The sequence below is a fragment of the Paenibacillus sp. sgz302114 genome (assembly GCF_056120345.1).
This window is the reverse complement of record NZ_JBVYOI010000003.1, coordinates 382,087-399,496: the sequence shown is the minus strand read 5'-3', so window position 1 is coordinate 399,496 and position 17,410 is coordinate 382,087. Positions and strand designations below refer to the sequence as shown.

Here is a 17,410-nt window from a genome sequence, read left to right as displayed (position 1 = left end):
TTGTTTGCAGGAAATTGGCTTCCCTTGTCGAATTGAGAAGTAGACTTATTCTGGAAGGATTAAACGTCTTCACGTTTTTTCCCCTTCGATAACACTCAGGAGGTGCCCCAATGCCGCTCACGCCATTGGACATACATAACAAAGAATTCGGCAGACGTCTTCGCGGATACGACGAGGATGAAGTGAATGAGTTTCTCGATCAAGTCATTAAAGATTATGAAGCGCTCATTCGCGAGAACAAAGAGATCCAGAACCAGGCACTTGCTCTGCAAGAGAAGCTGAACCACTTCTCGAACATTGAAGAGACGCTTAGCAAGACGATTATCGTCGCGCAAGAAGCGGCTGATGAAGTACGCGGCAACGCGAAGAAGGAAGCACAGCTGATCGTGAAGGAAGCGGAGAAGAATGCAGACCGCATCATTAACGAATCGCTGAGCAAGTCCCGTAAAGTCGCGCTTGAAGTCGAAGAGCTGAAGAAGCAGGCTTCGATCTATCGCGCAAGATTCCGTACGCTCGTGGAAGCGCAGCTTGAGCTGCTCAGCCATGACAGTTGGGATTCACTCGAAGGACCGCCTTCAACCATTTCTGCGGAAAGCAGTCGCGGGTTCTAAGCGTAAACGGCTGTCGCCGTCTTCTGACGGTAAACATTCTATAATGTTAAGAAAGTTTTGTTTTGGTTTGACATTTGTAATGGAATGGCGTATAAATGGTAATAATCATTCTATATGTGTATTTCGTTGACGAGAACGAGTACGCAAGCTATTAGCTCCCCAGAGAGCCGGTCTATGCTGAAAGCCGGTGTGCTTATACTTGCGGAATATCATCTCCGAGAAGCGATGCAGAACCTTATGGACGCCATAAGCAGTAAGCATCAGCCGGATGTCCACCGTTACAAGGAACTCGGATGCATGCATCCGTGACGAAGGTGCCAAGCTAGCGGGCGTTTATTTGCTTAGCTTGGAATTAGGGTGGTAACGCGAGATTTAGTCTCGTCCCTTACAGGGGCGGGGCTTTTTTTATTTTGAACCAGGAAAAGGGGTATGAGGTATGCAGCGCGTCGATGTGAAAGAGAAAGCAAGAAGCCGCGATATGCGTGTTCTATCGAAGTGGAAAGAGGAAGATACGTTCAAGCAGTCCATCGTGAATCGGGAAGGCAAGCCGAACTTCGTATTCTATGAAGGACCGCCGACAGCGAATGGTGCGCCGCACATCGGGCATATGCTTGGCCGTGTCATCAAGGACTTCATCGGACGCTACAAGACGATGGACGGCTACCGGGTTGTGCGTAAGGCTGGCTGGGATACGCACGGTCTGCCGGTTGAACTAGGCGTTGAGAAGCAACTTGGTATCTCTGGCAAACAAGAGATCGAGAACTACGGTGTTGAAGCGTTCATCAACAAATGTAAAAACAGCGTATTCGAATACGAGCGTCAATGGCGCGAGCTGACCGAAGCGATCGGATACTGGACGAACATGGACGATCCGTACATTACGCTGAATAATAACTATATCGAGAGCGTTTGGCAGATCTTATCTACAATTCATAGCAAAGGGCTGCTGTACCGCGGTCACCGCGTAAGCCCATATTGCCCTTGCTGCCAGACGACGCTTAGCTCGCACGAAGTGGCACAAGGCTACGAAGACGTGAAGGATCTTAGTGCGACGGTGAAGTTCAAGCTCGCTGGCTCGAACGAGTCTGTGCTCGCATGGACGACGACGCCTTGGACGCTTCCGGCGAATGTGGCGCTTGCTGTTAATCCGAATCTGGAGTATGTACGCGTAGCTCAGGGGGGTGAAGCGTTCATCGTCGCTAAGGCTCTCGTGGAGAGCGTGTTTAAAGGCGAGTACGAGGTTGGGTCGACGCTGAAAGGCGAAGAATTGCTGGGCCTCAAATATGCGCCTCCGTTCAATTATGCGGAGGTCGAGAATGGCCACTTTATCATCCCTGGCGACTTCGTCAGCGATTCAAGCGGTACAGGTATCGTTCATATCGCGCCTGCACACGGAGATGATGACTACAAGGTTGCCCGTGCGAACGGCGTAAGCTTCTTGAACGTAGTCGACAACGCTGGCCGCTATGTGGAGCTCGTTACAGATCTTGCGGGACGCTTCGTTAAAGAGTGCGATGTAGATATCGTAAAGATGCTTAGCGAGCGCGGCTTGCTCTTCTCCAAAGAGCGCTATGAACACAGCTATCCGTTCTGCTGGCGTTGTAAGACGCCGCTGATCTACTATGCAACAGACAGCTGGTTCATCGAGACTACGGCTGTGAAGGATCAGCTCATCGCGAACAATGGCGGTGTGGAATGGTATCCAGGCCACCTCCGTGAAGGCCGCTTCGGCAAATTCCTGGAAGATCTCGTAGACTGGAACATCAGCCGTAACCGTTACTGGGGTACGCCGCTGAACGTATGGATCTGCGATAGCTGCGGCGGCCAACATTCCCCAGGCAGCAGAGCGGATCTCGTCGCGCATTCGACGACAGCGATCTCGGAAGATATCGAGCTGCATAAACCATATGTGGACGAAGTGAAGCTGCATTGCCCGCACTGCGAGGGCGGCGTGATGACAAGAACATCCGAAGTGATCGACGTTTGGTTCGACAGCGGTTCGATGCCATTCGCGCAGTACCACCATCCGTTCGAGAATGAGCAAACGTTCGCCGAGCAGTATCCAGCGGATATGATCTGCGAAGGGATCGACCAAACGCGCGGCTGGTTCTTCAGCTTGCTGGCGGTATCAACGCTGTACAACGGCAAAGCACCATACAAAGCGGTTATCTCCACAGGGCATATCCTCGATGAGAACGGTCAGAAGATGTCGAAGTCCAAGGGCAACGTTATCGACCCGTGGGAAATCATCGACGAGTATGGTACAGACGCTTTCCGCTGGGCGCTTCTTGCGGATAGCGCTCCGTGGAACAGTAAACGGTTCTCCCGCGGCATCGTAGGCGAAGCGAAGTCGAAAGTAATCGATACGATTGTAAACACGCATGCGTTCTTCGCGCTCTATGCTTCCATTGATGGATATGACCCGGCTGCTCAGCCAGTTCGTGTATCCGACAACCAATTGGACCGCTGGATCGTATCGCGCCTGAACAGCCTTATCGTGCAAGTGAATAAGTATCTTGCGAATTATGACTTCTTGAATGCGGCGAAGGGCATTGAAGTATTCGTCGATGAGATGAGCAACTGGTATATCCGCCGTTCCCGTGACCGCTTCTGGGGCAGCGGCTTAACTGACGATAAGCTGGATGCTTACGGCACGCTTCGTTCCGTGTTGCTGACCCTCTCCCGTCTGATCGCTCCATTCGCTCCGCTCCTTGCCGAGGATGTATACACGAACCTTGGCGATGGCAGCAGCGTTCATCTGGCGGACTATCCGAAGGCAGATGAAGCCGCAATCGACGAGAAGCTTGAGCGTGATATGGAAACAGCAAGACAGATCGTTGAGCTGGCACGTAACGTTCGTAACGAAACAGGCATCAAGACACGTCAGCCGCTTTCCGAGCTGATCGTTGCCCTTGATAATGAGTTCGATCTAGCGCCGTACGAGGATGTCATCAAGGATGAAATCAACGTCAAAGCGATCACGATCGCAAGCGGCGACAGCGGCTTCGTGGACTTCACGTTCAAGCTGAACCTGAAAGTAGCGGGCAAGAAGTACGGCAAGCATGTCGGGCCGATCCAAGGCTACTTGAAGTCGCTGACGGCGCAGCAAACTAGCGATATCGTCAAGGCTGGCGTGCTGAGCTTCGCTTCTGCGGAAGGCGAAAGCTTCGACATTACGCTTGATGAGCTGCTAGTGGAGAAACAAGCGAAGTCCGGTTTTGCATCGGCTTCCGGCTATCAGCTGACCGTTGCGATCAACACGGATATTACACCTGAGCTGGAACAGGAAGGTCTTGTTCGTGAAGTCATTCGTGCCGTGCAAGATACGCGCAAAAAGCTTGATCTGCCAATCGAGATGCGTGTTCACCTCGTGCTTGATGCAGATGCTGAGCTGCAAGCGGCGCTTACGGCGTTCGAATCCGTTCTGTTTGAGAACGTCCTGCTGAAGAGCGTAGAGTATGCGAAGGCAGACGATATGGAACGTGTATCGCTAGGTGATCGCGAGATTGGAATTTCCGTTGTAAGGGTATAGTAACCTCATAGCAGCAAACAACACGAACGCCCATGTACTTTAGCTTGCGGGGCGAGCGGCATTTGCCGCTTGCCCCGCAAGCCGTGCATGGGCTTTTTTTGTGATGCACCCTGGGGAGGGATATATCCATGTCGGAAGATAACAACGAACAGGATCTGAAAGGTGTGCGACATTCCATTGACGCGCTGGAGAAAAGGCTGCAGAAAGTCGTCATCGGGATGGAGCGATCGCAAATTTCAGATTACGTTTTACTGATGAATAGGCCGCTATCACTTATATGGCGCAACTTGCTCGCAGGCACGTCGCGCGGCATTGGCATTGCGATTGGATTTACTTTCTTCGCTGCGACAATTCTTTACGTGCTGCAGTTGCTCGGCGCACTCAATTTGCCGATTATCGGCGATTACATTGCGGACATTGTTCGAATCGTACAGCGACAGCTCGAAGGCAAGACCTACTAAGAATCAAAAGTTCAAATGATCGAAAATTTGGCGATCTAAGTGCTGTTATTCCAGCGTATGATCGCCTTCTTCATGCTCCATGTAGCTGTAATATTCTTTATTGCGTACTACGCTGACATGCTTGCCGGTAATGTCGGTGGCTAGGAAGCTCTCGAGCGTTTCGACATAACCATCAGCCTCGTCTGCCTCAATGCCGACTTCGTCGTATCGCTGCACATTAGCGTTCTCCGACATGGCAGGTGAATCGGAGTTGCCGTACGATTCAACGATTTGCCAAGCGTCTTCGCCATCAAAGCCGTTATAACCATCTTCATGGTCATCCATGCTCGTTCTGCCGAACGGTGGATAGAGAAACTGTTCTTCCACTGGCCGATGGTCCGAGATGTCCTGACGAGGCGAATGCGCCGCGCAATAGAGCGTATCTGGCAACGCCTGCAGACGTGCGTGCGGAATCTTCTCACCGCAAGTGCTGCACTTGCCATAAGAGCCGTTCTCCATTGCCTCCAGCGCTGCATTGATACGGTTCAAGTGAAGCTCTTCCTGTTCATGCAGCGCAATATCCTTGCCGCGTTCGTAAGTGTCCGTTGCCGCATCGGCAGGGTGATTATCATAGGAGGATAAATCGCCAGAGGAATCTTTGTATGAACTGGCTAAGCCATAATGATCGCTACTGGCGAGCCGCTGTTCGATGGCAGCCTTCTCCACGACTAGACTGCTGCGCAAGTTGCTGAGCTGGTTATTCGTTAGGTTCGTCATCAGTGCAAGCCCTCTTTTCGTCTTCGCATGGTGGTGATTTGCATTTCGCTGCTTCGTGACGTTAGTTTCTGCACTGTGCGCCATTTTTAGAGACGGGCATTCATGGATACACTGGCAGAAGGGGGACAGGAGCGCCTCTAGTCTGCAATAGCCTTCATATGCTACAATGTTTGGGACAAGGGGGCATATGCTGTGAAATATTACTATTATTGGCTCGCGGTATTCGTATTTGTAGTGGACTATTTGAGCAAAAAATGGATTGAGCACAGCTTGACGCTCGGCGAGATGAAGCCTGTGCTTGGCGATTTCTTCGTCATTACATCCGTCCGGAATAAAGGTGCGGCGTTCAGCATTTTGCAGAATCAGCGTATCTTTTTCGTTGCCATTACAATTATCGTCATTGTCGGCATCGTGTGGTACATAACGAGAATTCGCAACTCTGGAAAAATTTTGCTTTTGTCGGGGCTTGGTATGGTTCTTGGCGGCGCACTTGGTAACTTCCTGGAGCGCGCTTTGTATGGTGAAGTGGTCGATTTCCTGCAATTCACATTTGGCAGCTATGTGTTCCCGATATTTAACCTGGCAGACTCTGGTATTTTTGTCGGTGTCGTCCTGATTTTGTTGGATGCTTTTATTACTTCGAAGAATGAGAACGGAGATTCAAATGACAGACAAGAACGGAATGGACAAGATGAGCTTAATGGACAACAAGGAATTATTGGGTGAGGAACCGCTAGCATTCACGATTGAAGATACTGATGCTGGCGAGCGCCTTGATAAATATGTGACGGAGAGCATCGAAGAAGGAACCGTATCTCGTACGCAAGTGCAGGATTGGATCAAGAACGGGGCTGTACTCGTGAACGGACGAGCCGTCAAAGCGAATTACAAACTAGCCGTGGCCGACCAGGTCACGGTTATTATTCCTGAGCCGGAGGAAGCTGTCATTGAGGCGCAGCCGATTCCGCTTGATATCGTCTATGAGGACAGTGATGTCATCGTTATCAACAAGCCGCGCGGAATGGTTGTTCATCCTGCTGTGGGACACTATTCCGGCACGGTTGTGAATGCGCTCATGTACCATTGCAAGGACCTCTCGGGCATTAACGGAGTGATGCGCCCGGGTATCGTGCACCGTATCGACAAAGATACTTCGGGTCTGTTAATGGCGGCGAAGAACGATCTTGCGCATGCATCGCTTGCGGCGCAGCTCAAGGAGCATAGCGTCACTCGCAAATATCTCGCGCTCGTTCATGGCAATATGCCGCATGAGCACGGAACGGTCGATGCGCCAATCGGAAGAGATCCAAAGGAGCGGAAGCTGTTCACAGTCATTCACAAAGGCAGCAAGCACGCAATCACTCATTTTCAAGTGGTTGAACGATTCGGGGACTATACGCTGCTTGAGCTGAAGCTCGAAACCGGACGTACACATCAGATTCGTGTACATATGAAGTACATCGAGCATCCGCTCGCTGGCGATCCGCTCTATGGGCGGAATAAGACGATCGGCCTCAAGGGGCAAGCACTGCATGCGGCGGTACTTGGATTCGTTCATCCGCGCACAGGCGAATACTTGGAATTCGAAGCGCCGATTCCGTCAGATATTGAGCATGAATTGATGATTCTGCGGCAGCGCTAACTGTAGATTAGTGCAAACTTTTCGCCATATACTTTATGTGGCTTCATACACCCGATACGCTATGATTGTTTCAAAGTGTAATAAGTGAAACGAAGGGTGAGGAATATCCATGACGCAAATTAACCAAAACTATACACAGCTGCAAGGCAGCTACCTGTTCTCCGAAATCGCGAAACGCCGTACGAAGTTCATCCAAGATAACCCGAACGCTCAAATCATTAGCCTCGGTATCGGCGACGTAACACGCGGCCTTCCAGACGCGATTACGAAAGCGATGCATGCAGCGGTAGATGAGCTTGCGAATCCAGGCACATTCCGCGGCTATGGTCCGGAGCAAGGTTATGACTTCCTAATCAACGATATTATCAATAACGACTATAAAGCACGCGGCATCGACATCGGAACGAACGAAGTGTTCGTAAGCGACGGTTCGAAGTGCGACGTTGGTAATATTCAAGAGATTTTCAGCGAGAACGCAGTAGTAGCCGTACAAGACCCGGTTTACCCGGTTTATGTCGACACGAACGTTATGGCTGGCCGCTCCGGCAAGTTCAATAAGGAAACGAACCAATACGAGAACATCGTTTACTTGAAATGCGACGCTTCCAACAACTTTACGCCAAGCCTGCCTGACCGCAAAGTAGACCTTATCTACCTTTGCTACCCGAACAATCCGACGGGCATGACGCTGTCGAAGGAAGAGCTGAAGCGCTGGGTTGATTTTGCGAAAGCGAATGACTGCATCATCCTGTACGATTCCGCGTACGAAGCGTTCATTCAAGAAGCTGACGTTCCGCGCAGCATCTATGAGATCGAAGGCGCGAAGGAAGTTGCGATCGAATTCCGCAGCTTCTCGAAGACAGCTGGCTTCACGGGCGTACGCTGCGCATACACAGTTGTGCCTCGCGAGCTGAAAGCGAAGGATGCAGACGGCAACGTATTGCTCGTTAACGATCTGTGGAACCGCCGCCACACAACGAAGTTCAACGGCGTATCTTATGTAACGCAACGCGGCGCATCTGCGATTTACTCGCCGGAAGGCAAAGCGCAAATCGCTTCCATCATCGACTACTACATGACGAATGCAGGCATTATCCGCGAAGGTCTTTCTTCGCTCGGCCTTGAAGTATTCGGCGGTGTGAACGCGCCTTACATTTGGCTGAAGACGCCAAACGGCCTTGATTCCTGGGCATTCTTCGACAAGCTTCTGTCGGAAGCGAACATTGTCGGAACGCCAGGTGTGGGCTTCGGTCAAGCAGGTCAAGGCTACTTCCGCTTGACGGCGTTCGGTAGCCGCGAGAATACGGAAAAAGCGATTGAACGGATCACGAAATTGTCGCTGTAGCATTAGAAGAAAACAATCTTGACATGGATGTTTCTTTCATGAGATAATTCTTCTAATGAACAGCAGTACCTTTAATTCAGTCCAGAGAGGCTGGCAAGGTAACGTGATTCGCTGATTCAACTTATAGCAGGACAATCCTATTCGTTTTGCGTGCCTACGCATTGACGGGGCTTGCCTTACATCCTATAGTTGATCACCGGCGTAAACAGTTAAACTCCTTGCGAACTCTCGCAAGGAGTTTTTTTTTGTGCCCAGCCAGCAGTTTAAAGCAGCTATTCGGTGAAGAACCGCCAGGAGGGAATTGATCCAGATGGATGAACAGCATCGCATCATTATGGACGAAGCGGCTATACGGCGCGCATTAACGCGAATTGCCCACGAAATTGTCGAGAAGAACAAAGGCATCGACAATTGCGTCCTTGTCGGGATTCGGACTAGAGGCATTTACTTGGCGAAGCGAGTAGCCGAACAGATTTGCGAAATCGAAGGTGCGCCGGTAGAAGTGCAGGAGCTCGACATCACTTCGTACCGCGACGATCGGGAAGCCGGGATCTCGAAGGCCTCCATCGGCAATGCAGCTTCTGTGAACGTGAAAGACAAACGAGTCATTCTGTTCGACGATGTGCTCTATACCGGGCGGACGATTCGCGCAGCGATGGACGCACTGATGGATTGTGGCAGACCGCAGCTCATTCAACTGGCGGTGCTTGTAGATAGAGGTAATCGCGAACTGCCGATCAGACCTGACTATGTCGGCAAGAACGTACCAACCTCGAAGCTTGAACAAATTGTAGTGTCCCTCCAGGAAGTGGACGTGAACGAACAAGTAACAATCATCCATTAGAAGGAGGAAGCTTTGGACATGACGAGAACAGCAACATTGATTAAAGAACGAAGCTTGCTCGGACTGAAGGAGATTAGCCAAGAAGAAATTACTTCGATTCTTGATCGGGCGGCATATTGGGAAGCCAGCTCGAACAAGCTAAATCCGGTGCTGCATGAAAAATTTGTAGCGAATATGTTTTTTGAGAATAGTACAAGAACGAGGTTCTCCTTCGAAGTGGCGGAAAAACGGCTTGGCGCGCAAGTGCTGAATTTCTCGGCAGCCGTGTCCAGCGTCCAGAAGGGCGAATCCATCTATGATACGGTCCGCACGCTGGAGTCGATGGGCATCGACGCTGGCATCATCCGGCTAAAGCCGAACGGTGTGCTGGCTGAGCTTAGCGAGAAGATCAAAGTACCGCTCATCAACGCTGGTGACGGCAACAATGAGCATCCGACGCAAGGGTTGCTTGATCTGTATACGATGCGCAAGCAGTTCGGTGAGCTGAAGGGCTTGACGGTCACGATTATCGGCGATGTGCTTCATAGCCGAGTGGCTCGCTCGAACTTGTACGCTCTGCAGAAGTTTGGAGCGAACGTGAAGTTCTGCTCGCCGGACAATCTGCGTGCGCCGGAGCTGAACGCACCTTATGTCACAATGGAAGAAGCTCTTCGCTCGGACGTCGTCATGATGCTGCGTGTGCAGCTTGAACGCCATGAAGACGGTATGATGGGACCGGCAGAGGCTTACCGCGAGCAGTTCGGGTTAACGGAGGAACGTGCAGCAACAATCGCGCCGCATGCGATCATCATGCACCCGGCACCGATTAACCGCGGCGTTGAGATCGACGATGCGGTCATCGAAAGCCCGCAATCACGCATTTTCCCGCAGATGGAGAACGGCGTGCCGATTCGGATGGCTGTTATTGAACGGGCACTAGCCTAACATCGATGTCAATCAACATACTTCAGCGCGATAAAGGAGAACGAACCTACAATGGCATTATGGATACTTAACGGTCTCGTATGGGACGAACAGAGAGGCGAAGCGACTCGCAAGCATGTACGTGTAGAGAATGGTCTCATCCAAGCCATTCAAGATGCATCGGAAGGCAATCCAGACACGGCAGGCCATGATACGATTGATGCGAATGGAAAATTGATTTCCGCAGGCTTCATTGACATGCATGTTCACTTGCGTGAACCAGGCTTTGAATATAAAGAAGATATCGCGAGCGGCACACGCTCGGCAGCACGCGGCGGCTTCACGACAATCGCATGTATGCCGAACACGCGCCCAGTAACGGATACGCCTGAAACGGTGCGTTACATACTGGATAAAGCGGCAACAGCCGGCATCGTGAACGTACTGCCTTATGCGGCGATTACGAAGAACGAGCTCGGACGCGAGCTGACAGATTTCGCGGCGCTGAAGGAAGCGGGCGCAATCGGCTTTACGGACGACGGCGTTGGCGTGCAGAATGCGCAAATGATGAAGGACGCGATGAACCTGGCAGCTTCGATGAACATGCCGGTTATCGCACACTGTGAGGATGACTCCCTCGTAGTCGGCGCGGCGGTGACTGATGGCAAGTTCGCAAGAGAGAATGGCTTGAAGGGCATCCCGAACGAATCCGAAGCGATTCACGTTGGACGCGATATCCTCCTCGCAGAAGCGACCGGCGTTCACTACCACGTCTGCCACGTCAGCACAGAACAATCGGTAAGACTGATTCGGATGGCGAAGCAGATCGGCATTAAAGTGACCGGCGAGGTTTGTCCGCATCACTTGATCCTCTCGGATGAAGATATCCCTAGCATGGATGCAAATTGGAAAATGAACCCGCCGCTTCGTTCCCCTCGTGACGTGCAGGCAGTTATCGAAGGCCTGGAAGATGGCACGCTCGACATGATTGTTACCGACCACGCGCCGCATAGCCAAGAAGAGAAGGCACGCGGGATGATGCTGGCTCCATTCGGCATCACAGGCTTCGAGACAGCTTTCCCGCTCATGTACACGAAATTCGTTCGCACGGGCAAATGGACGCTTGGATTCCTTTTGAAGCGCATGACTGAAGATCCAGCTCGCGTATTTGGCCTCAAGAGCGGCGTGCTGCAAGCAGGCGCACCGGCTGATCTCACGATCGTTGATCTTGAGAACGAGCGTGAAGTGAATCCAGAGAGCTTCGCTTCGAAGGGCAAGAACACTCCGTTCGGCGGTTGGAAGCTGCACGGCTGGCCGGTAGCGACAATCGTGAATGGGAATGTCGTTTGGTCGGAACTGTAAGAATAGCGAAATAAAGATCATAATTCGATAACGCAGCGGATGCTTCAATTGCTACATGGGAAGATTCGCAATAACTTTTAGGAGTGATACGGATGCAAGCTAGATTGTTGTTGGAAGACGGCACACTGTTTACAGGACTCGGCTTTGGCGCTGAGGGACAATCCGCGGGTGAGGTCGTATTTAATACCGGGATTACAGGCTACCAAGAGGTGCTATCTGATCCGTCCTATTGTGGACAGATCGTGACAATGACCTATCCGCTAATCGGAAACTACGGCATTACACGCGATGACTTTGAAGCGGTTCGCCCTTATATTCACGGGTTTGTCGTTCGTCGTCACGAGCCAGTGCCAAGCAACTGGAGAGCGGAATATACGCTTGACCGCCTGCTGAAAGAGTATGGCATTATCGGAATTAGCGATATTGATACACGGATGTTGACTCGCAAGCTGCGTCACTTCGGTACGATGAAAGGCATTTTGTCGACTGGCGCTGAGCGTGTAGAAGAGCTTGCAGAGCGTCTGAACATCTCGCAGCTGATGCGCGATCAAGTTGCTCGTACATCGACGAAGAGCATCTTCTCGAGCCCTGGCGACCGCGAGCGTATCGTGTTGGTCGACTACGGCGCGAAGAGCGGAATTCTCCGCGAGCTTACGAAACGCGGCTGCGACGTTGTCGTAGTTCCGCACGACACAACAGCAGATCAGATCCGCCGCCTGAACCCGGATGGCATTCAATTGTCCAATGGCCCTGGCGATCCGAAAGACGTGCCGCACGCGGTGAAGATGATTCAAGAGCTGCTCGGCGAATATCCGATCTTCGGTATCTGCCTTGGACACCAACTGTTCGCACTCGCTTGCGGCGCTGACACAGCGAAGCTGAAGTTCGGCCACCGCGGCGGCAACCATCCGGTGAAGGAGCTGGCTACAGGCCGCTGCTATATTACAAGCCAGAACCACGGCTACACGGTTGTCGAAGAGTCGGTTGCAGGCACGAAGCTTGAAGTATCGCATATTAACAACAATGACCGCACAATCGAGGGTCTCAAGCATGCGGAATTCCCGGCATTCTCGGTACAATATCACCCGGAAGCAGCTCCAGGACCTTACGATTCGAGCTACCTGTTCGATGATTTCCTGGATATGATCCGTACCCATAAGAAGAACAATCCGCAAAAACCGCGTCAAGCCGAGCTTGCTGCATCATTGAGAGGAGAACTGCAATATGCCCAGAAATAATAAGCTGAAAAAAATTCTCGTTATCGGATCTGGCCCAATCGTCATTGGGCAAGCAGCTGAGTTTGACTACGCTGGTACGCAAGCTTGCCAAGCGCTCAAGGAAGAAGGCTACGAGGTTGTTCTGATCAACAGCAACCCGGCTACAATCATGACGGACACGAACATGGCTGATAAAGTTTATATCGAGCCAATCACGCTGGAATTCGTTACACAGATCATTCGTCAAGAACGTCCTGACGGCTTGCTGCCGACTCTGGGCGGACAAACAGGTCTGAACATGGCGGTTGCACTGGCACGTGCAGGCGTGCTGGAGAGCGAGAACGTACAATTGCTCGGTACGCAGCTGACAGCGATTGAGAAAGCGGAAGACCGCGATTTGTTCCGCGATCTGATGCGTGAGCTGGAGCAGCCGGTGCCGGATTCGGTAATCGTAACGACGGTGCAGGAAGCGGTTGATTTTGCAAATGAAATCGGCTACCCGATCATCGTTCGTCCAGCATACACACTGGGCGGCACAGGCGGCGGTATTTGCGCGAACGAAACGGAGCTTCTGGAGACTGTTGCATCAGGTATTCGTTACAGCCCAATTAACCAGTGCTTGATCGAGAAGTCGATCGCAGGCATGAAGGAAGTTGAATACGAGGTTATGCGTGATGCGAACGACAACTGTATCGTCGTTTGTAACATGGAGAACTTCGATCCGGTTGGCGTACACACAGGCGATTCCATCGTTGTAGCACCAAGCCAAACGCTGTCCGATCGTGAGTACCAAATGCTTCGTTCGGCGTCGCTAAAAATTATCCGTGCGCTGAACATCGAGGGCGGCTGTAACGTACAATTCGCGCTTGATCCATACAGCTACCAATACTACGTCATCGAAGTTAACCCGCGTGTAAGCCGTTCGTCGGCGCTCGCATCGAAGGCGACTGGCTATCCGATCGCGAAGATGGCTGCGAAGATCGCAGTTGGTTATACACTGGATGAGCTCGTGAACCCGGTAACGGGTCAAACCTATGCAATGTTCGAGCCAACGTTGGACTACATCGTATCGAAGATTCCGCGCTGGCCGTTCGATAAATTTACAAGCGCGAACCGTAAGCTGGGCACGCAGATGAAAGCAACAGGCGAAGTGATGGCGATTGGCCGTACATTCGAGGAATCGATGCATAAAGCAGTCCGTTCCCTCGAAATCGGCACACACCGTTTCCACTTGAAAGACGCGGCCGAGCTGAGCGAAGAAGTGCTTCAAATGCGCCTGCAGAAGCCGGATGACGAGCGCATGTTCCTCGTAGCGGAAGCGTTCCGCCGCGGTTACGCGCTGCAAAACATTCAAGACCTGACGAAGATCGACTGGTGGTTCCTTGACAAGATCGAAGGCATCGTCGCATTCGAAGCAGAGCTGCGCGCTGCGTCCGTTCTGAGCAAAGAGCAGCTTTACGCTGCGAAGCGCAAAGGCTTCTCGGATCGTTCCATTGCTGAAATTCGCCGCGAAGGCAACCACACGACGATGATCGATGAGTACGATATTCGCAAATACCGCCTGGAGCAAGGCCTCAAGCCAGTTTACAAAATGGTTGATACTTGCGCAGCGGAATTCGAAGCGACAACGCCGTACTACTACTCGACATACGAGGTAGAGAACGAAGTAACGGAAACAACCAAGCAGAAAGTGCTCGTACTTGGTTCCGGTCCAATCCGTATCGGTCAAGGTATCGAATTCGACTACTCGACGGTACATGCGGTATGGGCGATTCAGAAAGCAGGCTACGAAGCGGTTATCATCAACAACAATCCAGAGACGGTTTCGACTGACTTCAGCACATCCGACCGTCTATACTTTGAGCCACTCTTCTTCGAAGACGTTATGAACGTCATCGAGCAAGAGCAGCCAATCGGTGTTATCGTACAGTTCGGCGGCCAAACAGCGATCAACCTCGCTGCTCCACTGACGAAAGCAGGCGTACGTATCCTTGGCTCCAGCTTGGAGAGCATCGACTCTGCTGAAGATCGCAAGAAATTCGAAGCGCTTCTGAACGAGCTGAACATTAAGCAACCGAAGGGCAAAACAGTTACTTCCGTTGACGAAGCGGTTGCAGCTGCAGAGGGCCTCGGCTATCCGGTGCTCGTTCGTCCATCGTACGTCCTTGGCGGACGCGCAATGGAGATCGTATACTCCGATGAAGAATTGCTGACATACATGGTGCAAGCTGTAAAAATCAATCCAGAGCATCCGGTTCTGATCGACCGTTACATGCTTGGTAAAGAAGCGGAAGTCGACGCAATCTGCGACGGCGAGACGGTTCTGATCCCAGGTATCATGGAGCACGTCGAGCGTGCCGGCGTTCACTCCGGTGACTCGATCGCGGTATATCCGCCGCAATCGATCTCGCAGGAACTGCAGCAGAAGATGGTTGAGATTACGGACAAAATCGCTCGCGGTTTGAACGTCATCGGTCTTGTGAACATCCAGTTCGTCATCTTCCAGGACGAAGTGTACGTAATCGAGGTTAACCCTCGTTCCTCGCGTACAGTTCCGTTCCTGAGCAAAGTAACGAACATTCCAATGGCGAACCTGGCAACACAAGCGATTCTTGGCACGAAGCTCTCGAGTCTTGGTTACTCGAACGGCCTGTGGCCGGAAGACGAGTATGTATCGGTTAAAGTGCCGGTCTTCTCGTTCGCGAAGCTGCGCCGCGTTGACCCGACACTGACACCTGAGATGAAATCGACGGGCGAAGTTATGGGCCGCGACTATCATTATGCGAAAGCATTGTACAAAGGTTTGGTCGGTGCTGGTATGCGCATCCCGCCAACAGGCTCGATCATCGCTACCGTGTCGGACAAAGACAAGCCGGAAGCGATCGAGATTCTGCGTGGATTCTACGAGCTCGGCTACAACATTGTCGCAACTGGCGGTACAGCGACTGCACTCGAAGATGCTGGCTTGCGCGTACAACGCGTGAACAAGCTGAGCGAAGGCTCGCCGAACATTCTGGATCTGATCCGCGAGAACCAAGCGCACTTCGTCGTGAACACACTCACGAAGGGCAAGACGCCAGAGCGTGACGGCTTCCGTATTCGCCGTGAAGCAGTAGAGAACGGCGTTGTATGTATGACATCGCTTGATACAGTTCGCGCATTGCTGAACATGCTCGAAGCGATTAACTTCGCATCGCGTCCTATGCCAGTGCTAGCGAAGAAATAATAGAGATTACGGTCGTTAACGGCCGCGAAAGCCTGCCCACAAGCAGGCTTTCGCCATGCTCGTATAGCGAAGAACACGGGAAGGTGGAGCGGAAATGAGTCTAACGAGAGAGCAAGCGGCAGGCCGTATTATGGTTGCGCTGGATTATCCTGACGCGGCGGCGGCGGAAGCGCTGGTGTCCAGCCTTGAAGGAATTCCGTGTTATATGAAAGTCGGCATGCAGCTGTATTATGCTGCAGGCCCTAGCTTCGTCAGGAGCTTGAAGGAACGTGGCTACAAAGTATTCCTCGACCTGAAAATGCATGATATCCCGAATACGGTCAAAGGCGGCGCGAACAGCATTACGAAGCTTGGCGTTGACGTATTCAATGTTCATGCAGCTGGCGGCGTCGATATGATGAAAGCGGCAATGGAAGGCGTGGACGCTGCTATCGCAGCTGATTCGTCGCTGCAGCGGCCACTCGTCATTGCTGTAACACAGCTGACAAGCACTAGCAGGGCGGTGTTGAACGAAGAAATCGGCATTAGCGGTTCGGTGCAGGATGCGGTTGTGCGTTATGCGCAATTGACGAAGCAAGCCGGTCTTGGCGGCGTCGTAGCTTCCCCGCAGGAAGTGGTGCTAATTAAAGCAGCTTGCGGCGATGAATTCCGCACCATCACGCCTGGCATTCGTCCGGCAGGCACAGATGTGAACGACCAGACGCGCATTATGACTCCGCGCCAAGCAATCGAAGCCGGAACGGACTACATGGTCATCGGTCGTCCGATTACAGCAGCAGCCGACCCGCGCGCAGCATTACAATCCATCATCGAGGAGCTGATTTAGTTGACAACAACTCTACAACAACTGCCACGCGAAATCGCAAGCGGACTGCTGAGCATCAACGCAGTAGCGCTTCGCCCGAATGAGCCTTTCACTTGGACAAGCGGGATGAAATCCCCGATTTATTGCGATAACCGTCTGACGATGTCCTATCCGGAAATCCGTGAGCTGATCGCGGAAGGCTTCGCGACCGTTATTCGCGAGCAGTTCCCGGATTGCGAAGCGGTAGCGGGCATCGCAACAGGCGGCATTCCGCACGCGGCATGGGTCGCGCAGAAGCTGAATCTGCCGATGCTGTACGTGCGTGACAAAGCGAAGGGCCACGGCAAGACGAACCAAATCGAAGGCCATTTCAAGCCGGGACAGAAGGTCGTGCTGATCGAGGATCTGATCTCCACTGGCGGCAGCTCGCTGAAAGCAGCTGTAGCCGTTCGCGAAGCTGGCTGCGAAGTGCAAGGCGTCGTAGCAATCTTCACTTACCAGTTCCCGCACGCAGCGGCGGCATTCGAGCAGGAAGGCATTCCGCTCGCTACATTGTCCAACTATTCGGCGCTGATCGAAGTTGCAGCCGAGAAGGGCATCGTTCAGAGCAGTGACGTAGCGCTGCTGCAATCGTGGCGCGAGAACCCGCAAGCGTTCGGCGTATAATAGAATGAAGACCTGAAGCTTAATGAAGCTTCAGGTCTTT

The 17,410-nt window shown here is 52.2% G+C and carries 14 protein-coding genes and 1 other annotated feature; of the genes, 13 read left to right on the top strand and 1 reads right to left on the bottom strand.

What is annotated here, in order from left to right; all coding sequences use genetic code 11:
- Window positions 1-110: 110 nt before the first annotated feature.
- From AC0LWF_RS11070 to AC0LWF_RS11060, 3 genes are all read left to right on the top strand, one after another.
- Window positions 111-611, top strand: coding sequence for a DivIVA domain-containing protein (locus AC0LWF_RS11070; RefSeq protein ID WP_474651588.1), 501 nt, complete (start codon window positions 111-113; stop codon window positions 609-611).
- Window positions 612-728: 117 nt separating this feature from the next.
- Window positions 729-1,000 (top strand) — a binding site (T-box leader).
- Window positions 1,001-1,047: 47 nt separating this feature from the next.
- The gene (ileS, locus tag AC0LWF_RS11065) at window positions 1,048-4,143 is read left to right on the top strand and encodes an isoleucine--tRNA ligase (RefSeq protein ID WP_474651587.1); all 3,096 of its coding nucleotides are present in this window, start codon (window positions 1,048-1,050) and stop codon (window positions 4,141-4,143) included.
- Window positions 4,144-4,271: 128 nt separating this feature from the next.
- The gene (locus AC0LWF_RS11060) at window positions 4,272-4,604 is read left to right on the top strand and encodes a DUF5665 domain-containing protein (protein ID WP_474651586.1); all 333 of its coding nucleotides are present in this window, start codon (window positions 4,272-4,274) and stop codon (window positions 4,602-4,604) included.
- A gap of 45 nt (window positions 4,605-4,649) precedes the next feature.
- On the opposite strand, the gene AC0LWF_RS11055 is transcribed toward AC0LWF_RS11060, so the two are convergent.
- A complete protein-coding gene (locus AC0LWF_RS11055) occupies window positions 4,650-5,360 on the bottom strand; it encodes a TraR/DksA C4-type zinc finger protein (RefSeq protein ID WP_474651585.1) in 711 nt (236 codons plus the stop codon).
- Window positions 5,361-5,552: 192 nt separating this feature from the next.
- On the opposite strand from AC0LWF_RS11055, the gene lspA reads away from it, so the two are divergent.
- The 10 genes from lspA to pyrE all read left to right on the top strand — a co-directional run bounded on the left by lspA (window position 5,553) and on the right by pyrE (window position 17,370).
- Window positions 5,553-6,086: a signal peptidase II gene (gene lspA, locus AC0LWF_RS11050; RefSeq protein ID WP_474651584.1), complete on the top strand. Its 534-nt coding sequence runs from the start codon at window positions 5,553-5,555 to the stop codon at window positions 6,084-6,086.
- Entirely contained in the window at window positions 6,025-7,002 is a 978-nt protein-coding gene (locus AC0LWF_RS11045; protein WP_474651583.1) for an RluA family pseudouridine synthase, read from the top strand. Before lspA ends, AC0LWF_RS11045 begins: the two co-directional genes overlap by 62 nt.
- Before the next feature lie 109 nt (window positions 7,003-7,111).
- The gene (locus tag AC0LWF_RS11040; RefSeq protein ID WP_474651582.1) at window positions 7,112-8,347 is read left to right on the top strand and encodes an LL-diaminopimelate aminotransferase; all 1,236 of its coding nucleotides are present in this window, start codon (window positions 7,112-7,114) and stop codon (window positions 8,345-8,347) included.
- A 310-nt stretch (window positions 8,348-8,657) separates the two neighbouring features.
- Window positions 8,658-9,191 (top strand): bifunctional pyr operon transcriptional regulator/uracil phosphoribosyltransferase PyrR, encoded by a 534-nt coding sequence (pyrR, locus tag AC0LWF_RS11035; RefSeq protein ID WP_474651581.1) that lies wholly within the window; start codon window positions 8,658-8,660, stop codon window positions 9,189-9,191.
- Window positions 9,192-9,209: 18 nt separating this feature from the next.
- Window positions 9,210-10,115 carry an aspartate carbamoyltransferase catalytic subunit gene (locus AC0LWF_RS11030; protein ID WP_474651580.1) on the top strand — a complete coding sequence of 302 codons (906 nt, stop codon included), beginning with the start codon at window positions 9,210-9,212 and terminating at the stop codon, window positions 10,113-10,115.
- Between the two features lie 51 nt (window positions 10,116-10,166).
- Complete coding sequence (gene pyrC / locus AC0LWF_RS11025; RefSeq protein ID WP_474651579.1) at window positions 10,167-11,456, top strand: dihydroorotase; 1,290 nt, start codon at window positions 10,167-10,169, stop codon at window positions 11,454-11,456.
- Between the two features lie 92 nt (window positions 11,457-11,548).
- Complete coding sequence (gene carA / locus AC0LWF_RS11020; RefSeq protein ID WP_474651578.1) at window positions 11,549-12,694, top strand: glutamine-hydrolyzing carbamoyl-phosphate synthase small subunit; 1,146 nt, start codon at window positions 11,549-11,551, stop codon at window positions 12,692-12,694.
- Window positions 12,681-15,899, top strand: a complete 3,219-nt coding sequence (gene carB, locus AC0LWF_RS11015) for a carbamoyl-phosphate synthase large subunit (RefSeq protein ID WP_474651577.1) — start codon at window positions 12,681-12,683, stop codon at window positions 15,897-15,899. The genes carA and carB overlap by 14 nt, the downstream gene beginning before the upstream one ends.
- A 94-nt stretch (window positions 15,900-15,993) precedes the next feature.
- Window positions 15,994-16,725 carry an orotidine-5'-phosphate decarboxylase gene (gene pyrF, locus AC0LWF_RS11010; protein ID WP_474651576.1) on the top strand — a complete coding sequence of 244 codons (732 nt, stop codon included), beginning with the start codon at window positions 15,994-15,996 and terminating at the stop codon, window positions 16,723-16,725.
- On the top strand, window positions 16,726-17,370 hold the full coding sequence (gene pyrE / locus AC0LWF_RS11005) for an orotate phosphoribosyltransferase (RefSeq protein ID WP_126015782.1): 645 nt from the start codon (window positions 16,726-16,728) through the stop codon (window positions 17,368-17,370).
- The last annotated feature ends 40 nt before the right edge of the window (window positions 17,371-17,410 follow it).

What these genes read in the sequence shown, in the direction of transcription:
- AC0LWF_RS11030 (WP_474651580.1), top strand. Translation starts at nt 9,210, where the DNA reads ATGACGAGAACAGCAACATTGATTAAAGAACGAAGCTTGCTCGGACTG.
- pyrR (WP_474651581.1), top strand. Translation starts at nt 8,658, where the DNA reads ATGGATGAACAGCATCGCATCATTATGGACGAAGCGGCTATACGGCGC.
- AC0LWF_RS11055 (WP_474651585.1), bottom strand. Translation starts at nt 5,360, where the DNA reads ATGACGAACCTAACGAATAACCAGCTCAGCAACTTGCGCAGCAGTCTA.
- AC0LWF_RS11045 (WP_474651583.1), top strand. Translation starts at nt 6,025, where the DNA reads ATGACAGACAAGAACGGAATGGACAAGATGAGCTTAATGGACAACAAG.
- AC0LWF_RS11040 (WP_474651582.1), top strand. Translation starts at nt 7,112, where the DNA reads ATGACGCAAATTAACCAAAACTATACACAGCTGCAAGGCAGCTACCTG.
- ileS (WP_474651587.1), top strand. Translation starts at nt 1,048, where the DNA reads ATGCAGCGCGTCGATGTGAAAGAGAAAGCAAGAAGCCGCGATATGCGT.
- carB (WP_474651577.1), top strand. Translation starts at nt 12,681, where the DNA reads ATGCCCAGAAATAATAAGCTGAAAAAAATTCTCGTTATCGGATCTGGC.
- pyrC (WP_474651579.1), top strand. Translation starts at nt 10,167, where the DNA reads ATGGCATTATGGATACTTAACGGTCTCGTATGGGACGAACAGAGAGGC.
- AC0LWF_RS11070 (WP_474651588.1), top strand. Translation starts at nt 111, where the DNA reads ATGCCGCTCACGCCATTGGACATACATAACAAAGAATTCGGCAGACGT.
- carA (WP_474651578.1), top strand. Translation starts at nt 11,549, where the DNA reads ATGCAAGCTAGATTGTTGTTGGAAGACGGCACACTGTTTACAGGACTC.
- AC0LWF_RS11060 (WP_474651586.1), top strand. Translation starts at nt 4,272, where the DNA reads ATGTCGGAAGATAACAACGAACAGGATCTGAAAGGTGTGCGACATTCC.
- pyrF (WP_474651576.1), top strand. Translation starts at nt 15,994, where the DNA reads ATGAGTCTAACGAGAGAGCAAGCGGCAGGCCGTATTATGGTTGCGCTG.